This window comes from Gottfriedia luciferensis (assembly GCF_001712755.1).
GTDB classification, from domain to species: domain Bacteria; phylum Bacillota; class Bacilli; order Bacillales; family Bacillaceae_G; genus Gottfriedia; species Gottfriedia luciferensis_B.
Window position 1 is genome coordinate 15,081 of the sequence record NZ_MDKC01000002.1, and the last position, 18,432, is coordinate 33,512.

18 protein-coding genes and 1 riboswitch are annotated in these 18,432 nt (G+C 32.1%); of the genes, 13 read left to right on the forward strand and 5 right to left on the reverse strand.

All coding sequences use genetic code 11. From position 1 onward, the window contains the following. Positions 1 to 5 precede the first annotated feature (5 nt). The 4 genes from BED47_RS02630 (at position 6) to BED47_RS02645 (ending at position 4,461) form a co-directional block, all read left to right on the forward strand. On the forward strand, positions 6 to 800 hold the full coding sequence (locus BED47_RS02630) for a carbon-nitrogen family hydrolase (protein ID WP_069032622.1): 795 nt from the start codon (positions 6 to 8) through the stop codon (positions 798 to 800). 51 nt (positions 801 to 851) lie between these two features. Then, positions 852 to 1,010: riboswitch (SAM riboswitch) on the forward strand. An 80-nt stretch (positions 1,011 to 1,090) separates the two neighbouring features. Further along, positions 1,091 to 2,257 carry an S-methyl-5-thioribose kinase gene (mtnK, locus tag BED47_RS02635; RefSeq protein ID WP_254664534.1) on the forward strand — a complete coding sequence of 389 codons (1,167 nt, stop codon included), beginning with the start codon at positions 1,091 to 1,093 and terminating at the stop codon, positions 2,255 to 2,257. Between the two features lie 6 nt (positions 2,258 to 2,263). After that, positions 2,264 to 3,313, forward strand: coding sequence for an S-methyl-5-thioribose-1-phosphate isomerase (gene mtnA, locus BED47_RS02640; protein ID WP_069032283.1), 1,050 nt, complete (start codon positions 2,264 to 2,266; stop codon positions 3,311 to 3,313). Positions 3,314 to 4,083: 770 nt separating this feature from the next. After that, positions 4,084 to 4,461, forward strand: a complete 378-nt coding sequence (locus BED47_RS02645; RefSeq protein WP_069032284.1) for a cysteine-rich CWC family protein — start codon at positions 4,084 to 4,086, stop codon at positions 4,459 to 4,461. A gap of 133 nt (positions 4,462 to 4,594) precedes the next feature. Here the strand turns inward: BED47_RS02645 and BED47_RS02650 are convergent, their stop codons facing one another. Next, the gene (locus BED47_RS02650; RefSeq protein WP_069032285.1) at positions 4,595 to 5,254 is read right to left on the reverse strand and encodes a CatB-related O-acetyltransferase; all 660 of its coding nucleotides are present in this window, start codon (positions 5,252 to 5,254) and stop codon (positions 4,595 to 4,597) included. Positions 5,255 to 5,585: 331 nt separating this feature from the next. Here BED47_RS02650 and BED47_RS02655 point away from each other — a divergent pair, with 331 nt between their 5' ends. The 5 genes from BED47_RS02655 to BED47_RS02675 all read left to right on the forward strand — a co-directional run bounded on the left by BED47_RS02655 (position 5,586) and on the right by BED47_RS02675 (position 10,541). Then, positions 5,586 to 6,014: a GNAT family N-acetyltransferase gene (locus BED47_RS02655; protein WP_069032286.1), complete on the forward strand. Its 429-nt coding sequence runs from the start codon at positions 5,586 to 5,588 to the stop codon at positions 6,012 to 6,014. A 282-nt stretch (positions 6,015 to 6,296) separates the two neighbouring features. Beyond that, positions 6,297 to 6,698, forward strand: coding sequence for a MerR family transcriptional regulator (locus BED47_RS02660; RefSeq protein WP_056470089.1), 402 nt, complete (start codon positions 6,297 to 6,299; stop codon positions 6,696 to 6,698). Between the two features lie 57 nt (positions 6,699 to 6,755). Further along, positions 6,756 to 8,057, forward strand: a complete 1,302-nt coding sequence (locus BED47_RS02665; protein ID WP_069032287.1) for a glutamine synthetase family protein — start codon at positions 6,756 to 6,758, stop codon at positions 8,055 to 8,057. Positions 8,058 to 8,172: 115 nt separating this feature from the next. Next, entirely contained in the window at positions 8,173 to 9,507 is a 1,335-nt protein-coding gene (gene glnA, locus BED47_RS02670) for a type I glutamate--ammonia ligase (RefSeq protein ID WP_056470085.1), read from the forward strand. Positions 9,508 to 9,683: 176 nt separating this feature from the next. Then, on the forward strand, positions 9,684 to 10,541 hold the full coding sequence (locus BED47_RS02675) for a TVP38/TMEM64 family protein (RefSeq protein WP_084006736.1): 858 nt from the start codon (positions 9,684 to 9,686) through the stop codon (positions 10,539 to 10,541). A 47-nt stretch (positions 10,542 to 10,588) separates the two neighbouring features. Here the strand turns inward: BED47_RS02675 and BED47_RS02680 are convergent, their stop codons facing one another. Continuing rightward, positions 10,589 to 11,086, reverse strand: a complete 498-nt coding sequence (locus BED47_RS02680; RefSeq protein WP_139116330.1) for a phospholipase D-like domain-containing protein — start codon at positions 11,084 to 11,086, stop codon at positions 10,589 to 10,591. Positions 11,087 to 11,488: 402 nt separating this feature from the next. On the opposite strand from BED47_RS02680, the gene BED47_RS23070 reads away from it, so the two are divergent. From BED47_RS23070 to BED47_RS02700, 4 genes are all read left to right on the forward strand, one after another. Beyond that, positions 11,489 to 12,031 carry a TVP38/TMEM64 family protein gene (locus BED47_RS23070; RefSeq protein ID WP_084006737.1) on the forward strand — a complete coding sequence of 181 codons (543 nt, stop codon included), beginning with the start codon at positions 11,489 to 11,491 and terminating at the stop codon, positions 12,029 to 12,031. A gap of 114 nt (positions 12,032 to 12,145) precedes the next feature. Continuing rightward, complete coding sequence (locus BED47_RS02690) at positions 12,146 to 12,703, forward strand: class I SAM-dependent methyltransferase (RefSeq protein ID WP_069032290.1); 558 nt, start codon at positions 12,146 to 12,148, stop codon at positions 12,701 to 12,703. A 33-nt stretch (positions 12,704 to 12,736) separates the two neighbouring features. After that, positions 12,737 to 13,423 carry a response regulator transcription factor gene (locus BED47_RS02695; RefSeq protein ID WP_069032291.1) on the forward strand — a complete coding sequence of 229 codons (687 nt, stop codon included), beginning with the start codon at positions 12,737 to 12,739 and terminating at the stop codon, positions 13,421 to 13,423. After that, entirely contained in the window at positions 13,420 to 14,508 is a 1,089-nt protein-coding gene (locus BED47_RS02700; protein WP_069032292.1) for a HAMP domain-containing sensor histidine kinase, read from the forward strand. Before BED47_RS02695 ends, BED47_RS02700 begins: the two co-directional genes overlap by 4 nt. Positions 14,509 to 14,615: 107 nt before the next feature. On the opposite strand, the gene BED47_RS02705 is transcribed toward BED47_RS02700, so the two are convergent. The 3 genes from BED47_RS02705 to iadA form a co-directional block, all read right to left on the reverse strand. Continuing rightward, complete coding sequence (locus BED47_RS02705) at positions 14,616 to 15,224, reverse strand: NADPH-dependent F420 reductase (protein WP_069032293.1); 609 nt, start codon at positions 15,222 to 15,224, stop codon at positions 14,616 to 14,618. 763 nt (positions 15,225 to 15,987) lie between these two features. Further along, positions 15,988 to 17,214: a cyanophycinase gene (locus BED47_RS02715; RefSeq protein WP_069032295.1), complete on the reverse strand. Its 1,227-nt coding sequence runs from the start codon at positions 17,212 to 17,214 to the stop codon at positions 15,988 to 15,990. Positions 17,215 to 17,236: 22 nt separating this feature from the next. After that, complete coding sequence (gene iadA, locus BED47_RS02720) at positions 17,237 to 18,409, reverse strand: beta-aspartyl-peptidase (protein ID WP_069032296.1); 1,173 nt, start codon at positions 18,407 to 18,409, stop codon at positions 17,237 to 17,239. Positions 18,410 to 18,432: the final 23 nt, after the last annotated feature.

An 18,432-nucleotide genomic window follows, 5' to 3' on the forward strand; every position in this document is an offset into this window, starting at 1 on the left:
TTGTGATTAAAACTGCGTGTATTCAATCTGATGTTATATTAGGTGATTCAAAGGCTAATTTAGAGAAAATGAAAACTCAAATAAACGAAGCTGTTAAAGAAAATGTCCATATAATCGTATTACCGGAATTATGGACAACAGGCTATTGTCTGGAAGAAATTGGCGTACACACAGATCAACAAGAAGCAGTTATTTCTGAGCTTCAGTCAATCGCAAAATCAAATAACGTAATATTGATTGCTGGTTCGTTCCCAATTGCAAGAGAAAATGGTGTAACGAATACGTTAATTGTTATAAACAATACAGGTGAAGTAGTAAAAACCTATGATAAAGTTCATTTATTCCAGTTAATGAACGAGCATCACTATCTTCAATCAGGGGAAACTGATGGTCTTTTTGAAATCGATGGATTAACGGCTGCAGGTTTTGTTTGCTATGATTTGCGTTTTCCTGAATGGATTGGAGCGCATTCTCAAAAGGGTGCAAAAGTTTTATTTTTTGTTGCTGAATGGCCAATCCAAAGAATGAATCATTGGGAAATTTTATTAAAAGCAAGAGCAATTGAAAATCAATGTTATGTTGTTGCTTGTAATCGAGTGGGAAAAGATTTAGCGAATACATTTGGTGGAGGATCAATGATCATTGACCCTTGGGGAGAAGTAGTTACCAAAGGCAGCACGAATGAAGAAATCGTTTTTGGCGAAATTGATCCGAAAAAAGTTGATGAAATACGTGGTACAATCCCAATTTTTGAAGACAGAAAAGAAGGAATTTACAAAAAGTTTCAAAAAAATAATTGACAAATTAAAAAACGATAAACTAAAATACGATTATAAAATCAAATATGCGAACTCTTATTTCGAGTAGGCGGAGGGATTTGGCCCGACGATGCCCAGCAACCGACCGTAATACCATTGTGAAATGGGGCGTATTGTATACGCCTGAGCTTAAATGCTCAGTAAGGCACGGTGCTAATTCCAACAGAAAAGAAATTTTCTGGTAGATAAGAGACGAAAGCCAATTAGTATTGCCTCTTTTCGTCTCGGAAAAGAGGCTTTTTATTTTGCAAAATTCAAGGGGGATGAATTTAGTGACTGTCATTGAACGAAAAGAATATAGACCATTAACAGAAGCAACTGCAATTACTTATTTACAAAAACTTGGCTATTTTAAAAATGAATTATGTGAATGTATAGAAATAGGGGATGGGAATTTAAATTTAGTGTTTAAAGTTAAACCAGTAGGAAGTGAGAAAGGGCTAATTATAAAACAGGCTCTGCCATACGCAAAAGTTGTTGGTGAAAGCTGGCCACTTACATTAAAGCGAGCTACGATCGAGAGTAATGCTACAAAAATATACAATGAGCTAATCCCATTGCATGCACCGAAAATTTTAGAGCATGACGAAGATCAAGCCGTAACTGTCATGGAGGATCTTTCACACTTACAAATTTTACGAAAAGGTTTCATTGAGAAAAAAAGCTATCCGTTTTTAGCCGAACATATCGGTGAATTTTTAGCAAAGTCATTATTTTTCACTTCTGACTTTGGAACTTCACCTGCTAAGAAGAAAGAGCTAGAGTATCTTTTTAATAATCCTGACTTATGTGATATAACAGAAAATCTTGTTTATACAGATCCATTTTTTAATAGTGAAACAAATAGTTTTGAAGAAGATTTAACAGATGAAATTCAAGAACTTTGGAATGATGCTGATCTTCAAATTGAAGTTGCGAAATTAAAATTAGATTTCTTATCGAAAAAAGAAGCTTTATTACATGGTGACCTACATACGGGAAGCATTTTCGTATCTGAGACTGAAACAAAAATAATTGACCCGGAATTTGCATTTGTAGGACCAATTGGATTTGATTTAGGGCAAATTCAAGCAAATTTACTTTTTCAACTTTTCAGCCGTACTGAGCTAAAAGACGAAATTATCGAACACATTTTAAACATTGAAAAAGTTTTTAATGAAACATTTATTCAACTTTGGGAAGAGCATAGTGTTAGACCATTTAATCAAAAAGCTCTAATTAACGAAAAATTAGAAGGATATTGGGTGGATGCAATTGGGGTTATTGGATGTGAATTAATCCGAAGAAGTATCGGTCTTGCTCACGTTGAAGACATTGATTCACTGGAACATAACCAAAAAATTAAAGCAAAGAAAAAAGTCTTAAAATTCGGAGTTTATTGTATAAAAAATAGATTTACTATTAGAAATATTGGAAATTTACTTAATGGATTGGAGTAATAATTGATGACTACATTACAGCAAATACCTGAATCATTACAATGGAACGGTGAAAGTTTAAAAATTTTAGACCAAACAAAATTACCAACTGAAATATATTATTTTGATGCAACGACATTATTAGATGTACGTGAAGCGATCGTAAAATTACAAGTTAGAGGCGCACCAGCGATTGGCTTAGCAGCTGCGTATGGACTTTATTTAGGTGTTCGAGAACTTGAAACTGAAAAAATTGATGAATTTCATCAACAAGCAAGAGTATTAGCAAATGAACTGATTAGCGCGAGACCAACTGCAGTAAATTTAGCATGGGCTGTTGAAAGACTAATTGAATCTAGTAAAGAAGCAGTGACTGTTTCCGAAGCTAAATTAATTATCATGGAAGAAGCGATTAAATTACATCTAGCAGATGAGGCAACTTGCAAGGAAATCGGTGAAAACGCTTTAACATTATTACATGACGGCGCAGCAATATTAACTCATTGCAACGCAGGGAGTATTGCGACAAGTCGATACGGAACAGCATTAGCTCCACTTCACTTAGCAAAAGAAATAGGTTGGGAAATTTCAGCTTATGCAACAGAAACTAGACCAGTATTTCAAGGAGCTAGACTGACTTCTTGGGAATTGAAACAAAGTGGTATCCCAGTTACATTATTAACTGATAATATGGTCGGCTACTTATTACAAAATAAAAAGGTTGATGCAGTAATAGTTGGAGCTGATCGCATTACTGCTAACGGAGACACTGCAAATAAAATTGGAACATTACAATTAGCGATTTTAGCAAACTTTTACCAAATCCCATTTTATGTTGCTGCACCTTTATCAACAATCGATTTATCTATCGAATCAGGGAATGAAATTATCATTGAACAACGGGATCGTACTGAAGTAACGCATATCGGAAATGTTCAAATTGCCCCTGAAGGAATCAATGTACTAAATCCAGCGTTTGACGTGACGCCGAATGAACTAATAACGGCAATTATTACAGAAAAAGGAATCGTTTCTAGCGATTATAAGGAAACTTTTAAAAGTTGGGAGCAAGAGTAATTTAATTCAATGCAAAAGTCCCTCAACTTATGGTTGGGGGACTTTTGATTGATTAATAATTACATTTAAAAGAGAAAGAACGACTACTTTTTATTAGTTAAGTCTTCCCTAGGAAATACTTAAAAGAGCGGTTTTTTTATCATTCATGTAAAATTTTAAAACTTTATTAGTTAAAAATAAAAAAAGACCAATTATCTAGATTTTGAGTTTCGAATAAACGTCTATGTGAATCGGAATCTTCTATATTATATAGAAAAAATAAAAAGAAATGAATTGCCATGACATGAAATGGAAAATATTCTTTGAAAAATATCATTATTGTAAGATCGAAAGCAAAATGGCTTAATATTTTGAATAAAAAAGAGCACATATAAAAGCCAATTCTTAAATATAGGGATTGGCTTTTTATAGCACTGCATGCTGAAAATTTTTCTATCTTTTTAAGTGATTTCTTTTTTGAAGTCGCCTCTTTCAGTTTATTTTTAGAAGGAAATTGTAAAATTATGGTGTAAAATACATATAAACATATTCGAATTAGAGAAGAAAAATGGACATTGGGATTGAGCGGATTTATAGTAAGGCTTTTTCCGTAAAGGGAATGCGCAACGTTATTAAGTGGGAAGTACACCAATAAAAGACCATTAATTAATAAAGAATAAAAGTTCGTTCCATATGCTAGGAATTTGAGTAAGAACTAGCCATTCGCTCGTAACAATGCCCGCTGATATTATAACGAAGATTGTTAATCAGATTATTGAGGAGGGTATTTAATGGCAATTAAGCTTAAGCTCTGTCCCATGTGTGGGAATGAAAATAAGTGCTCAAGTGGGAAGACGTGTTGGTGTAATGATGAGTATTTCCCAAGAGAGATATTTAATCAGATACCACCAGAAGAGGTGAAAAGATCTTGTATTTGTAAATCGTGTTTAGATAAGTACAAAGAAGATAACAAAATAGAAGACCTAAAACCTTCTGATATTGGACCAATAGTCTTTAGTCGGAAGAGTGGCGTTGAACAGGACGATGAAGTATGTTATTGCTATGAAAAGTTTAAAGATAATCTTAAACCAGGAACAGTTACCAAGTGTTTCAAAGAGAAATGTGCTAATTACCTAAGTTGCACAAAAGAACGTAATAAAGGAGTTTGACTAAGAAGTTGGTCAGTTGGTCAGAAAAATTGGCAGGTTTGCTATAAAGAGTAAACCTGCCAATTTTGTGTAATAAATAAAAATTGTATGCAAAAAGCTACATCCTATTTAGAATGTAGCTTGTCTAACTTAATTATCTTTCTTTTACTTCAATGTTATAAAAATCATATAACTTTTCTATGGATGAACTGGACAAAAGAGGTACCGCTCTTTTAACCAATTCTCTATCCCAATCAAACCAACGCATTTCCATTAGTTTATTAATCTCTGAATCTGTGAATCGTTTCTCTATTTCTATTGAAGGATTTCCACCAACTATTGTATATGGAGGTACGTTTTTAGATACGACAGAACCTGCTGCAACGATTGCACCTTCACCAATTGTAACACCAGGCATAATAATAGCGTTCATGCCAATCCAGGCATCACTTTTAATAACTGTATCACCTTTTGGTTCATAAGATGGTCCTATTTGTTCACCAAATGGATAAACTGTAATCCATTCTGAATGGTGGTTATGATTACCCCCCATTAAAATGACAACTCCACTTGCAATACAAACATAATTTCCAATAATGAGTTTATCTAGATGCCAACCAAACTGTTCAATTGGATTGAAGAGTTCTTGGGATTTAGCATCACCCCATAAATACCTTACACAGCCATCTTCAAAATTTTGATTACCATAATACCCTGAATAATAGGGATACTCCCCTACTTCAATGAGTGGATTTGTCACTATATCTTTTAAATACTTTGTTTCAGACCAATGATTAAATAATGGATGATTCATAATTATATTCCTCGCTTCTAAGTATTGTAGATTCTAGAATTTACTTAGAAGCCTAATACCACAGCGACATTTTTAAACTTTTTCAAACGACGAACCATTATCTTCAGCCTTTCTGTTAACGTAAAAAAAATCATAACTTAATAAGATACTTTAGTCAAATTGTAAATTATGTCCTTAAACTAATCATGCATTAGATTAAGACTAGCTGCTAATATGAGTCTTTCTTATTAAAGTAAATGACAGGATAGTTGAACAAAAAAGCAGTAATTATGAAGAAGTAAATGGTAAAATAAGGTAAAATTGTATGAAACAGAATAGGAGAAAAGTTGAAATGGATCTAAATATAACTAAGGATTTTAATGAGAAAGATAAAAAATATATTAATAGTAGTTTGTATGAATTTAACTTAAAACATTTTCCTGAAGATTTAAGGGGCAGATATCAAGAGGTTAATTTATTTCTTAAGGATGAGAATGGTACTGTACGTGGTGGGATATTAGGTGAGATTTGCTGGAATTGGTTAGAAATTCATACTTTTATGATTGATGAAGATATTCGTAAACTTGGATATGGAGCCAAATTGTTATTTGAAGTTGAACAAATAGCGCTTGAAAAGAATTGTGATTTCATAAAGGTAGACACTTTGAGCTTCCAGGCTTTAGATTTTTATAAGAAGTTCGGCTATCAAGTTTATGGAACACTTGATAAAGTGGGAAGAGAATATGAGCATTTCTTTTTAAAAAAAGATTTATCATTTTAAGTACTTAGTGAATATCATAACAGTTAAATTTGAGGACGTTCAATTGAAACCAAGTTTAAATCCCCTCAACAAATAAACGGATTTAATCATATATGTAAAGAATACAAACCGTTATAATCTCCAAACTAATGGAGATTATTTTTTTTAATAAAATAGTAGAATTTTAACTAATATTGCATAGAATAAAAAACAAATATTTTCATGTTAGATTTTCTAACATCGTATTGACAGATTATCTAACATGAAATAAAATACTTATAGATGAACGAAAGGAGCATTGCTATGAATGATCAAGTAAGACGCTCAACGCCACTTTTCCCAATCGGAATAGTCATTTCGTTAACTGAATTATCCGCAAGACAAATTCGATATTATGAAGAGCATGATTTAATTCGTCCTGCTCGTACTGAAGGTAATCGTAGATTATTTTCTTTCAATGATGTCGATCGATTATTAGAGATAAAAACTTTTATAGAACAAGGCTTAAATTTAGCAGGAATTAAAGAAGTACTCAATTTAAAATCGTCAGAAAAATCCAAAGAAACAGTGGTTCAACAAGTCATTGTTGAAAAATCAATATCAGATGAACAGCTCCGAAAAATGCTTCGTCAAGAGTTATATCAAAATGGTAAGTTAGGTAGAACCTCTTTACGACAAGGAGATATGTCTCGATTCTTTCATTAAGTTATTGATTAAGTCTGGATTATTCTAGCTTTTATATTTATATGGGGGGAAATATAAATGAAAAAGGAAACGATTTTAAATAGTGTTGAAGAACATAGTCTTGAATTTGTACAGTTATTTTTTACAGATGTAGAAGGGGTATTCAAACATTTAGAACTACCAATCACACAAATTGAAAAAATACTTAATAACGAAACTATGTTTGATGGCTCTAGTATTAACGGATTCACAAAAATTGAAGCAAGTGATATGATGCTTTTCCCAGATTTGAATACTTGGAAAGTCGACACTAACGAAAAGGTTGGACTCTTCATTTGTGATGTTTATTACCCGAATGGTACACCTTTTGAAGGTGATCCAAGAAATGTGCTTAAACGCGCAATTGAAAAAGCGACTGACAAGGGATTTACTTCCTTTAATGTAGGACCTGAACCTGAATTCTTCCTATTTACTAAGGAAGGAAATCAATTAGTTCCAAACGACAATGGTGGATATTTTGATGTAGCCCCCCTAGATAAAACAGTTAAAATACGACGTGAAATTACGAAAGCACTTCAGGCTTTAGGATTAGAAGTTGAGGCTTTACATCACGAAGTTGCAATCGGTCAACATGAGATCGATTGGAAATACGCACCAGGATTACAAACAGCTGATAATATTCAATTATTTAAATATACAGTTAAAACAATTGCTGAAAAAAATGGTTTAGTTGCTACATTCATGCCAAAACCAATTTTTGGAGAAAATGGCTCAGGTATGCATTGTCATATGAGTCTAGGAAATGATAATGGTAATGCCTTTTATGATCAGCATGATTCAATTGGATTATCTGAAACAGCACGACAATTTATTGCAGGTGTATTAACACATGCTCGTGCAAATGCTTCAGTTACAAATCCAACAGTTAATTCATATAAACGTTTAGTTCCAGGTTATGAAGCACCAGTTTACGTAGCTTGGTCACAAAGTAATCGTACATGTACAATTCGTATACCGGCTGCAAGAGGTGCAGGTACTAGAATCGAAGTACGAAATCCAGACCCATCTGCAAATCCTTATCTAGCTTTAGCTGTTTTATTATCTGCAGGCTTGGATGGTATTGAAAGAAAATTAACACCTCCAGTCGAACGAAGTGAAAACCTGTATTTGATGGATGACGTAACTAGAAAAGCAGAAGGCATTGAAACATTGCCTGGAAGCTTGCTTGAAGCAGTTACAGAACTTGAAAACAGTGAATTCCTGCAGCAGGTTTTAGGGAAACACGTATTTTATTCGTTCCTTCAAAACAAAAAAGAAGAATGGGATGCATATCGATTACGTGTATCAGAATGGGAAAAAGAAACATATTTAAACTGCTAATCACTAAACTTAAAATAAAAAAAATAGAAAAGTGGAAGTAGCATATCTCTACTTTTCTATTTTAAAGTGTGTTAGACTAATTTTGTTTGTTGCATACGAAAGGGGAACTTTTATAATGGCTAAGTTTACAAAAGAAGATATTTTCCGTATTTCAAAAGAACAAAACGTAAAGTACATACGTCTACAATTTACGGATTTACTAGGGATTATCAAAAACGTTGAAATTCCAGTAAGTCAGCTTGAAAAAGCTTTAGACAATAAAATGATGTTTGACGGTTCTTCAATTGAAGGATTCGTTCGTATCGAAGAATCAGATATGTATTTATTCCCTGATTTAGACACTTGGGTAGTATTCCCATGGACTGCTGAAAAAGGAAAAGTAGCTCGTTTAATCTGTGATATTTACAATGCAGATGGTACTCCATTTGAAGGAGATCCTCGTAATAACTTAAAACGTATGTTAAAAGAAATGGAAGCTCTAGGCTTCACAGATTTCAACTTAGGGCCTGAGCCAGAATTCTTCTTATTTAAATTAGATGAAAAAGGCGAACCAACTCTTGAGTTAAATGATAAGGGTGGTTACTTCGACTTAGCACCAACTGACTTAGGTGAAAACTGCCGTCGTGATATCGTTCTTGAACTTGAAGAAATGGGCTTTGAAATCGAAGCATCTCACCACGAAGTAGCTCCAGGACAACATGAAATTGATTTCAAATATGCTGGTGCAATCAAAGCTTGTGATGACATTCAAACATTTAAATTAGTTGTAAAAACAATCGCTCGTAAACACGGTTTACACGCTACATTCATGCCAAAACCACTATTTGGTGTAAACGGTTCAGGTATGCACTGTAACTTATCATTATTTACAAATGGTAAAAACGCATTCTACGATGAGACTGGTGAATTAGGTTTAAGTGAAACTGCACGTCACTTCATCGCAGGGATCTTAAAGCATGCTCCAAACTTTACAGCTGTTACAAACCCAACTGTAAACTCATACAAACGTTTAGTACCTGGCTATGAAGCTCCATGTTACGTAGCTTGGTCTGCAAGAAACCGTAGTCCACTAATTCGTATTCCTGCATCTCGTGGCTTAAGCACACGTGTAGAAGTACGTTCAGTTGACCCAGCTGCAAACCCATACTTAGCATTATCAGTATTATTAGCAGCAGGTTTAGACGGAATCAAAAATAAATTAGAAGCTCCAGCTCCAGTAGACCGTAACATCTACGTTATGTCTAAAGAAGAGCGCGAAGAAGTTGGAATCATCGATTTACCAGCAACTTTAGCAGCTGCACTTGATCTATTAAAAACTGACGAAGTAATCGTTGGTGCTCTAGGATCACACTTATTCGAACACTTTGTAGAAGCAAAAGAAATCGAATGGGATATCTTCCGTACTCAAGTTCACCCTTGGGAAAGAGATCAATACATGTCAGTATATTAATCAAATCAACCCTTGACGCTATTAGCGTTGAGGGTTTTTATCATTTCTTATACTTACTTAGGTATAGATGGTCTATATTAATTGAATAATATAACCATTAAACAATTCAATCTATTAAAAGAGTAAAATTGAGCTTTGCTTGCGCTAAAATAATAGGTTAGCCTAAGGAGAATTTAATGAACGCTATATCTAGAATGAAGTATTCAAATTGGAGATATGTAAGGTTATGTCTGCAATTGATTGTAAGTTTTATTCCGATTATTATCTTAGTAAGTTCTTTAAAAACGTTACTTTATGAATTTAGAATGATTGGCATTTTTATATCATTTATCATTGTGATATTTGCAATAACAGCATTTTTTAACAAGAGTGAAGAATTTCTAAAGTTAACTCGAATTCTAGTTTTTTATAACTTTGGGGTAGTAATTGTCATTTTTTTAATTTATTACATATCTAATATTATGGTTATAACTGATTATTATGGTTTTGAAGGACTATTTAGAAAAAATATTAAAATTGCTAAGTGGATCTATTTTTTAATCTGTTTTTTCCACCCGATTGCTTTGCCAATTCCAGAAGCAGTCACTGTTTTAGCTGCAAGTACAGTGTTTGGTTCTTTTTATGGTTTTATAATTGATTTCGTAGGAATTGTTTTAGGGAATATTACTATGTTTTTTTTAGCAAGATATGGCGGATTAAAGGTAGTTAATCGGTTTATTAAAACAAAGCACCTTACAAAATATAATGAAATGGTTAAAAAAAATGAAACACTATTTATTACAATTTTGTTGATTGTTCCTGTTTTGCCAGATGAAATTGTCAGTGTTGGAGCAGGGATTACCAATGTTTCTATTAAAAAATATATATTAATCGTATGTTTTTCAAAATTAATAACATCTTCACTACTTGCATACTCAATAGAATTAACTAAGATATTTTCTTTATCAACAAACCAATTAATAATATTAATCTCAATAATAGTTCTAGTGTTATTTTTTCTTTCTACATTTTTAAAAAAAAGAAAGCTTAATTAGATTTATACTTAAAAAAGGAGCCAAAAGCTCCTTTTATTTGGAGAAAATTATAATAAGGGTGAAAATAAGCGTGTTAGTGACTCAATTAACTTTTTAAATAAACTACGTTCTATAAATTCCGTAACATCTAACTTAGTAGAAACAGAAAAATCATTTAAAAAAGATTGTTTAACTGGAGCAACTGCATCTGATTCATATAAAAATGATGTCAATTCATAGTTTAAATGCAAACTTCTTACATCTAAGTTAGCAGTACCAACTGAAGCAATTTCATGATCAATCAATATAACCTTTGCGTGAAGGAAATTCTTTTTATAAGTATAAATTTTAACGCCACTTTCTAATAGAGGAGCGAAATATGACTTAGATGCTGAATCACTCAAAATACTATCACTTTTTCCCGGATAAATGATCCTTACGTCTAATCCAGACATTGCTTTAAGTTTTAAAATCGTGAAAATCTCTTGGTCTGGAACGAAATAGGGAGTGGTAATCCAGATACTGTTTTCAGCGATTGTAAGCAGAGTATGAAAAGCATTCCTCATAATTGGTTCCTTCGTGTCAGGTCCACTTCCAAAAATTTGAATAGCTCCTTTTACCTTATTTTTTTCATCTTGAAGATTTTGATCATTACTTTTTTCATTGTTTGATAGAATCCTTGTGACTGACTCATTAAAAGCTCCCAAAAAATCAGTAAGGATAAAGCGATTAAGCTCTTAGAGATATTTGTGCTAACAATAAAACACCTACAATCTTCCTTATTACTATATGTAGCAATTTTAATTTTTCCAATCTTAAATATTGATATACATAATCAATAGAAGGAAAAAAATTAAAAGTTCTTTATGATTTCTTAAGAATTACTTATATAAATGTAGTAGAAAATTTAATATGTATAGTCGAAAATATGAATACTTAATTATTAAACTATGAAATGAGGAAAGAAAGTGAAATATCGTGTAATAACTTTATTGAGTAGTTGGAGTATTCTTTTAGTCGTTATGTATGAATTTGGGATAATACCATTTTCTAAGAATGAATTAATTCAATTTATTACAGATAGACAGGACTATGCACTTTTATTATTCTTTGCTATTTTTTCATTAAGATTTGTATTAATGATACCAAGTTCTTTATTTTTACTGACTGGGATTTTTCTTTTTAATCCCTGGATTGTCTTATTATTATCACTAGGATCTATGTTCATTACTGAAAGTATCATTTTCATCATTGGTAAAAAAATAAATAAGTCATTATGGTATAAAAACTTCCTAAACAAACATCCAAAAATAGGACAAAGGATTAAGAAAAACCAATATTGGATGCTCTTCATCCTAGGTGCAGTTCCTACATGCCCAACTGATGCTGCCTGTTTAATTTCATCTGCCTCAGGAATGAGGTATAGGCCATACATTATGATCGTTTTGCTAAGTAACACTTGTTATGCTTTATGGTATGTGTTATTGGGAAGGTATGTCCACTTATTATAATTAAGTTTGAACTTAAACCTCTTTAAAATTCTTAAGAAATTTAGTGACTTTTTCTTCAGATATTTATTTTATTATGATTTCATCATAAAAAGTTAAATATTTGGAGGTTAAGTTATGAAAAAATTATTATTTCTATTTCAATATATATTACGACCAAGAACTGTTGGAGCATTAATGCCAAGTTCATCGTTTTTGGCTGAAAAAATGTTAGATGATATTAATTTTAAGACAGCTAAAACGATTATTGAATACGGTCCAGGAACAGGAGTTTTTACTGAAAAATTACTTGAGCAAAAATTGCCATCTACAAAAATTATTTTAGTAGAAAAAAATGATGAGTTTTATAACCATTTAATTAGAAAGTTTGGAGATAATCATAATGTAACGATTATTAATGATAGTGCGGAAAGTATTATGAAGTATTTAGAAGGTTTTGGAATAGACAATGTCGATTATGTCATTTCTGGTCTGCCATTTACTAGTTTACCCTTAAACGTATCAAAAACTATTTTATTAAGCACCAAAAAGATACTCGGAGAACAAGGAAGATTTGTTACATTCCAATATACTCAGAGAAAGATGAAATTTATTAATACCTACTTTAAAAATATAGATATTAAAAAGGAATATAGAAATTTGCCACCAGCATATGTATTAAGTTGCAATAATTAGATTAGAGTACCGCTTTGAAAGGAGTAGTGAAACTTGATAAGTAAAATATTGGTTGTAGATGATGATGAAAAAATCAAAAAATTAATTTCGATTTATCTTGAAAATGAAGGGTTTTCTACTACTTTAGCCGATGATGCAGAGGAGGCTCTTGAACTTTTAAAAGATGAAGATTTTGATTTGATTATATTAGATGTTATGCTCCCTAAAATAGATGGAATAGAAGCGTGCATAATGATTCGAGAGGAAAGGACACTACCGATCATTATGCTTTCGGCAAAATCTGAAGATCTAGACAAAATACAAGGACTAAGCTCAGGTGCAGATGATTATCTAACTAAACCATTTAATCCGCTTGAGTTGATCGCTAGAGTAAAATCTCAGCTTAGAAGGTATAAAAAATATAACAATATACAAAAGAATGATGAAGTAGTATTAGTTTTTGGTGACTTGCAAGTAAATACAGAGACAAGACAAGTTTGGATACGAAAGAACGAAAAGAGACTAACACCAAAAGAGTTTGAAATATTAGAATTACTAGTCCGAAATAAAGGAATCGTACTAAGTGTTAGTAAGATATATGAAGCAATTTGGAAAGAAGACTTTTTAAAATCTGATAATACCGTAATGGTTCATATAACAAATATTAGAGAAAAAATTGAAGATGATCCTAAACATCCTATTTATATTAAAACAGTTTGGGGAATTGGATACAAAGTATGAAGAATTTAATTCATAACTGGCAAAGAATTAGTATTAAGTTATTAGTAGCAATTACAATTAGTTTTGGTGTTTCGTTAATTGTAACAATTTTTATTTCTCAAATTTTTATAGGACCTTATTTTGTTTCTCATCAAAATAATGTAAGTCCATTACAATATAATCTCATTATTATTCCAACATTTGTGATTATCATATTAAGTTTCATTATTAGTTTTCTGTTACTAATTAGAAAAAAGATACTTTATTTAAAAGAAATTTCAAATACTGTTCAAATAATTTCTCAAGGTAAACTTGGAGCTGTAATTGAGTTAAAAGGGCGAGATGAATTGACTCAGTTGAGTATGAATATTAATACAATGTCCAAAGAGTTAGAGCGGAAATTTAAAAATGAACGTCATATTGAAAATGTCAAAAATGAATTGATAACTAGTGTTTCGCATGATTTAAGAACGCCACTAACCTCAATATTAGGATATAGTAATTTGTTGAAGAATAGAGAATACAAGAATGAAAATGAGTTATACGAATACTTGAATACAATTTATATAAAATCGAATGATTTAAAGAATTTAATCAATGAACTTTTTGAATTTACGAGGTTATCTAGTCCAGATATTATTCTATCAAAACAAAAGGTTGATTTAAGTCAGTTGATTGAACAAATAATAGGAGAGAATATACCTATTTTTCAAAAAGAAGGATTAAAAATTAAAAAGGAGTCAATTGCAGAAGATATTGAAATTAATATTGATGTCGAAAAAATGGTTAGAGTTTTTGATAACCTATTTATGAATGCAATGAAATATAGTGTTAAACCATCAACAATAAAAGTAAGTCTAACACAAAAATCTGATGAAGTATTACTTTCGATATCGAATCACGTAATTAATGTAAAAGCAGAGAATCTTAAACGATTTTTTGAAAAATTTTATCGTGAAGATTCAGCAAGAAAGAGTCAAGGTAGTGCTGGATTAGGACTTGCTATATCTAAACGAATTGTTGAACTTCATAAAGGAAGTATCTGGGTCGAACTAAGAGATGATTGGATCACATTTTTTGTGAAGTTAAATAAAAAAAAGTTATAAGTTTTTTAGAAAGTGGTTCCAAGTTCCATCCTATTATGCTTTTACATAATAAAGGGAGTCGTTTTTAATAAAAACGACTCATTCCTTTATATAAATTACTATTTAAATTAACGCATCCATTTTATTCCAGTATTTGGATTCATGCCCTGCACTCTAACCATTTCAATCCGAATCATAGCAAAAGGCTCTAAATATCTTGAGAAATAAAGTTTACCAACTATTAATGGATCAAAACCAATTTCTGCAATTAGGTTTGACACTTTTAAATTAGCATCATCATGATCTCCTGCTATAAGCATAGTTATCTTTTCTTCATTAACCGTTGGATCAATCATTTTTTCTAGTCCAACTGTATTTAATGTTTTAACTACTTTTGCTTTAGGGATTATTTTTTGTATTTCTTCAGCATTTGAAGTAGTAGTACCTCTTGTTAACTTTAAACCCTCACCGATAGGGTTAGTCAAATCAATTACTATTTTTCCATCTATTTCTATGATGTTTTTAACTGCACTGTCTACAGCATTACCTGGTACAGCAAGAATAATTAGTTCGTTGTTAATTGCAATATCTTTCGTTTCTACATAATTAAAAATAGGATTAACCTTTTGATTACTTTCTAAATTTCTAACTCCAAATGTAATCTCATGATTGTAAGTTACCAATCTATTTGCAATAACATTCCCGATTTGACCATTCCCAATAATCCCTATTTTCATTATTGATTCTCCTTATAACTAGATCTAAACAAAGATAGATTAACCTATTTTTGATTTGTATATTCCAATAGATCTATTAAGATGTAATTCAAAAATAAGTCTTTTCCATAAATGAAGAGATGACCGAGCAATTAATTCATTTCATTTGGAAATGCTTAGATGATTAAAAAAAGAAGATTTACGTTGAGTAAATCTTCTTTTTCAGAGTGTTGAAATATAAAATGGTCAATAGGGAAAACGGTCATTAAATTGAACTTATTTATAATGAAATTATCATTTTTGGATGATTTATTAATTGTTTTAAATGTTAATATTTTGAGCAATTTCATAATTCTAATAATCACTAGTAAAGTTTTTTTCAGAAGTTAAAATACTATGAGCTAATTTTTAGAAAGACAAATTCAGTTGATTTGTTTAATTAAAGTTCGATATTAGTTGACCTACAAGCTGATTATTACACAACAGTTAGGTTACTCTGAGTAAAGGCTATTTGATTAGGGTTTATTGCAGACTTATTTTGATGAATAAGTTGATTGGAACTAAAGGGGTGCTCGACTCCTATGGGATTAGCGGGAAGGCTGAGACCCCGCAGGCTTGCCGAGGAGGCTAAAGAATCTCGCCCCATGGAAAGCGAGCATCCTGTAGTGGAAATCAACATCAAACTACTCCTTTACGAAAATTTGGTAATTTAATTGACAAGGTTGTTTTTCAACAGCGTAAAAAGAAGATTTACGTTAGTAAATCTTCTTTTTGTTACTTTAGGTTAATAACTTACATTCAGTACAACATTACTAACAGTATATTTACTATTGCTATAGTATCCTTTTGTGTTTGCGTCTTTTATAAACTTTAACGTAAATTTAGGACCTGATTCATAACTATCACCATACAAATAAGAAACATTTGTATCTACCAATCTTGTAATTGTCGTAGTTGTTTCATACGCTGAAAATATATCCGAAGAATCTCGAATCGTCGAATAGTATGGTGTTGTAATTAATGATTTAGATGATGTAATTGATTTTGTACTTGTATTATAAGAATCACCAGTTGTTAAATAACTTACTTTTACATTATTTACAGTAAAAGATGCTGCAGTTCCGTAAGTTGCATTTGTTGAGTCTACTATGAAAACGCCATGTTCACCAAAAACTTTACCAGTAGTACCGTTCAAATATAGTGCTGTGTTTTCATCAATTCCATAGCCTACTTTTTGACCTAAGTCTCTTTCAGCTAAAAGAATTCGACCTATACGACCTCTTGCATCGAAATGAGTATCAATTGAAGCGTTTACAAAACCAAAACCTGTTGTATATCCACCGTTATCCGGATATAAAGAATCTGCTAGTGAGATGTCACTGATTTTTTTAGACAATAAACGGTTGTAATATAAGTATCCATAGCTGACACCTTCACCGTAAGTTTTCGGACTTTGGACAGCAGTTCCAGCACTCGTACCAGAAATAATAGCTCCAGTTGCTGCTCTTTGTTGGATTGCTGCAAAAAGTGGGGTAGGAGTTCCATCGTCTTTTAGTAAACTTCTTACATGACGGGACTGATCACCACCGTTAAAAAATATAACGTCTGCTGAGTTGATTAGATCAATATTACTTTGCTTATAAGCTTCTGTTGTATAGTTATCAACTGCCACAGGTATAAATACAGGTGTAAAACCATAACGAGTAAATAAATTTTTATACGATAAGTGACCTGTTATATCATTGGTGTATGCGTCTAATGCAGTTGCATAGTCAGCAGCTGCACTACATACAATTGCAACTACTGGATTAGTTTTGCCAGTTGCAGCTTTTAGTGCATTGTAAATTTCGGCATTACTATCATCAATTGCACCACCCATTAAAAATACTTTTGGTGCAGCTGCAGCTTCAACATTTTTTTCAGATTGTAAGAAAGAAGTTCCAAATACTAACGAAAATACTAAAACTAATGATAATACGATTGAAATCTTAAACTTGTACTTCAATTTCATCATTAATACCTCCTGAAATGTGTTATTCAAAAGTGCCTTTTACAACCGGAATACCTTCTTCAACCATCTTTTTCCCAAGTGCAATTACTGTTTCAATTTCTAAAGTATCTTGATTTAATATGACAAGATCAGCATCGTTACCAGGTTTTATATTACCTTTGTGTGGTAGTTTTAGCACTTGTGCTGGATTTGAAGTAATTACTTGTAATGCTACTTCTAATGGGATTCCTTCATCAATTACTCCATCTCTTACTTCTTGATATAGGGATGAAATTTTTCCTATTTGAAGTCCCAAATAGTCTCCGTTTGTATCAAAAAAGGGAAGACTTGCCTGGGCATCAGATGAAAAAGTTATGTTCTCAATCTGAACCCCTTCTTCAAGCATAACCCGTAGTCCCTTGCTACACTTTACTTCGCCTTCTTCTAAAAACTGAGGGATCGTACTTGTAGTAAAATCTACAAATCCACCTTTAAGAGCATAATCAATACCAGCTTTAAACAATTCTTCATTCCGATTAATATGAGTCGGGTGGAACTGACGAATTGGAATATTCGTCTGTTCAACTAGTTGATGGAGAAGTGAAAGTTTATCTTTGCCATCACCAACATGAATTTCTAAGATGCCAGCCTTTCCAGATAAAATGCCTCCATTACGTGCAGCAGATGCAATCTTTGCAAGTTCTTCAATAGTTGGTTCCGAAGAACGGTGGTCTGCAATAGCGATTTCACCAACTCCAATAATTTTATCAATTAGAATAATATCGCTCTGAATCGATTCTGTTAATGTCTTTACAGGGATTTGATAAGAACCAGTGTGAATAAAACAAGTAATCCCTTCTTCTTCTAAACCGCGTGCTTTAGCAAGCAAATTCTCCATTGTTCTTGTTGTACCGTCTGTACCTAATACACCGACTACTGTAGTAACACCAGCAGTAGTAACATTAGTAAGCATTAGTTCTGGAGTACGTGTTTTATAACCGCCTTCACCACCACCTCCAATGATATGTACATGTGAATCAATAAAACCTGGTACAACAAAAGAGTTGGAGGCATCTATGACATCGCAGGAAAGAAACTCTGGTGGAATGGAGATATGATCTGCTATCATTTCAATTTTTCCACCTGCTAAAAGAATATCTTTTCTGCCAATAGAGTGTGGTGTGTATACTTGACCGTTTTTTATTAAGGTTAACAACTTTTTTCTCCTCCTAAATCCTT

Bases quoted from the DNA above. Each gene is read 5' to 3' on its own strand.
- mtnA (WP_069032283.1), top strand. From the start codon at position 2,264: ATGACTACATTACAGCAAATACCTGAATCATTACAATGGAACGGTGAA.
- BED47_RS02645 (WP_069032284.1), top strand. From the start codon at position 4,084: ATGGCAATTAAGCTTAAGCTCTGTCCCATGTGTGGGAATGAAAATAAG.
- BED47_RS02650 (WP_069032285.1), bottom strand. From the start codon at position 5,254: ATGAATCATCCATTATTTAATCATTGGTCTGAAACAAAGTATTTAAAA.
- BED47_RS02655 (WP_069032286.1), top strand. From the start codon at position 5,586: ATGGATCTAAATATAACTAAGGATTTTAATGAGAAAGATAAAAAATAT.
- BED47_RS02660 (WP_056470089.1), top strand. From the start codon at position 6,297: ATGAATGATCAAGTAAGACGCTCAACGCCACTTTTCCCAATCGGAATA.
- BED47_RS02665 (WP_069032287.1), top strand. From the start codon at position 6,756: ATGAAAAAGGAAACGATTTTAAATAGTGTTGAAGAACATAGTCTTGAA.
- glnA (WP_056470085.1), top strand. From the start codon at position 8,173: ATGGCTAAGTTTACAAAAGAAGATATTTTCCGTATTTCAAAAGAACAA.
- BED47_RS02675 (WP_084006736.1), top strand. From the start codon at position 9,684: ATGAACGCTATATCTAGAATGAAGTATTCAAATTGGAGATATGTAAGG.
- BED47_RS02680 (WP_139116330.1), bottom strand. From the start codon at position 11,086: ATGAGGAATGCTTTTCATACTCTGCTTACAATCGCTGAAAACAGTATC.
- BED47_RS02690 (WP_069032290.1), top strand. From the start codon at position 12,146: ATGAAAAAATTATTATTTCTATTTCAATATATATTACGACCAAGAACT.
- BED47_RS02700 (WP_069032292.1), top strand. From the start codon at position 13,420: ATGAAGAATTTAATTCATAACTGGCAAAGAATTAGTATTAAGTTATTA.
- BED47_RS02705 (WP_069032293.1), bottom strand. From the start codon at position 15,224: ATGAAAATAGGGATTATTGGGAATGGTCAAATCGGGAATGTTATTGCA.
- BED47_RS02715 (WP_069032295.1), bottom strand. From the start codon at position 17,214: ATGAAATTGAAGTACAAGTTTAAGATTTCAATCGTATTATCATTAGTT.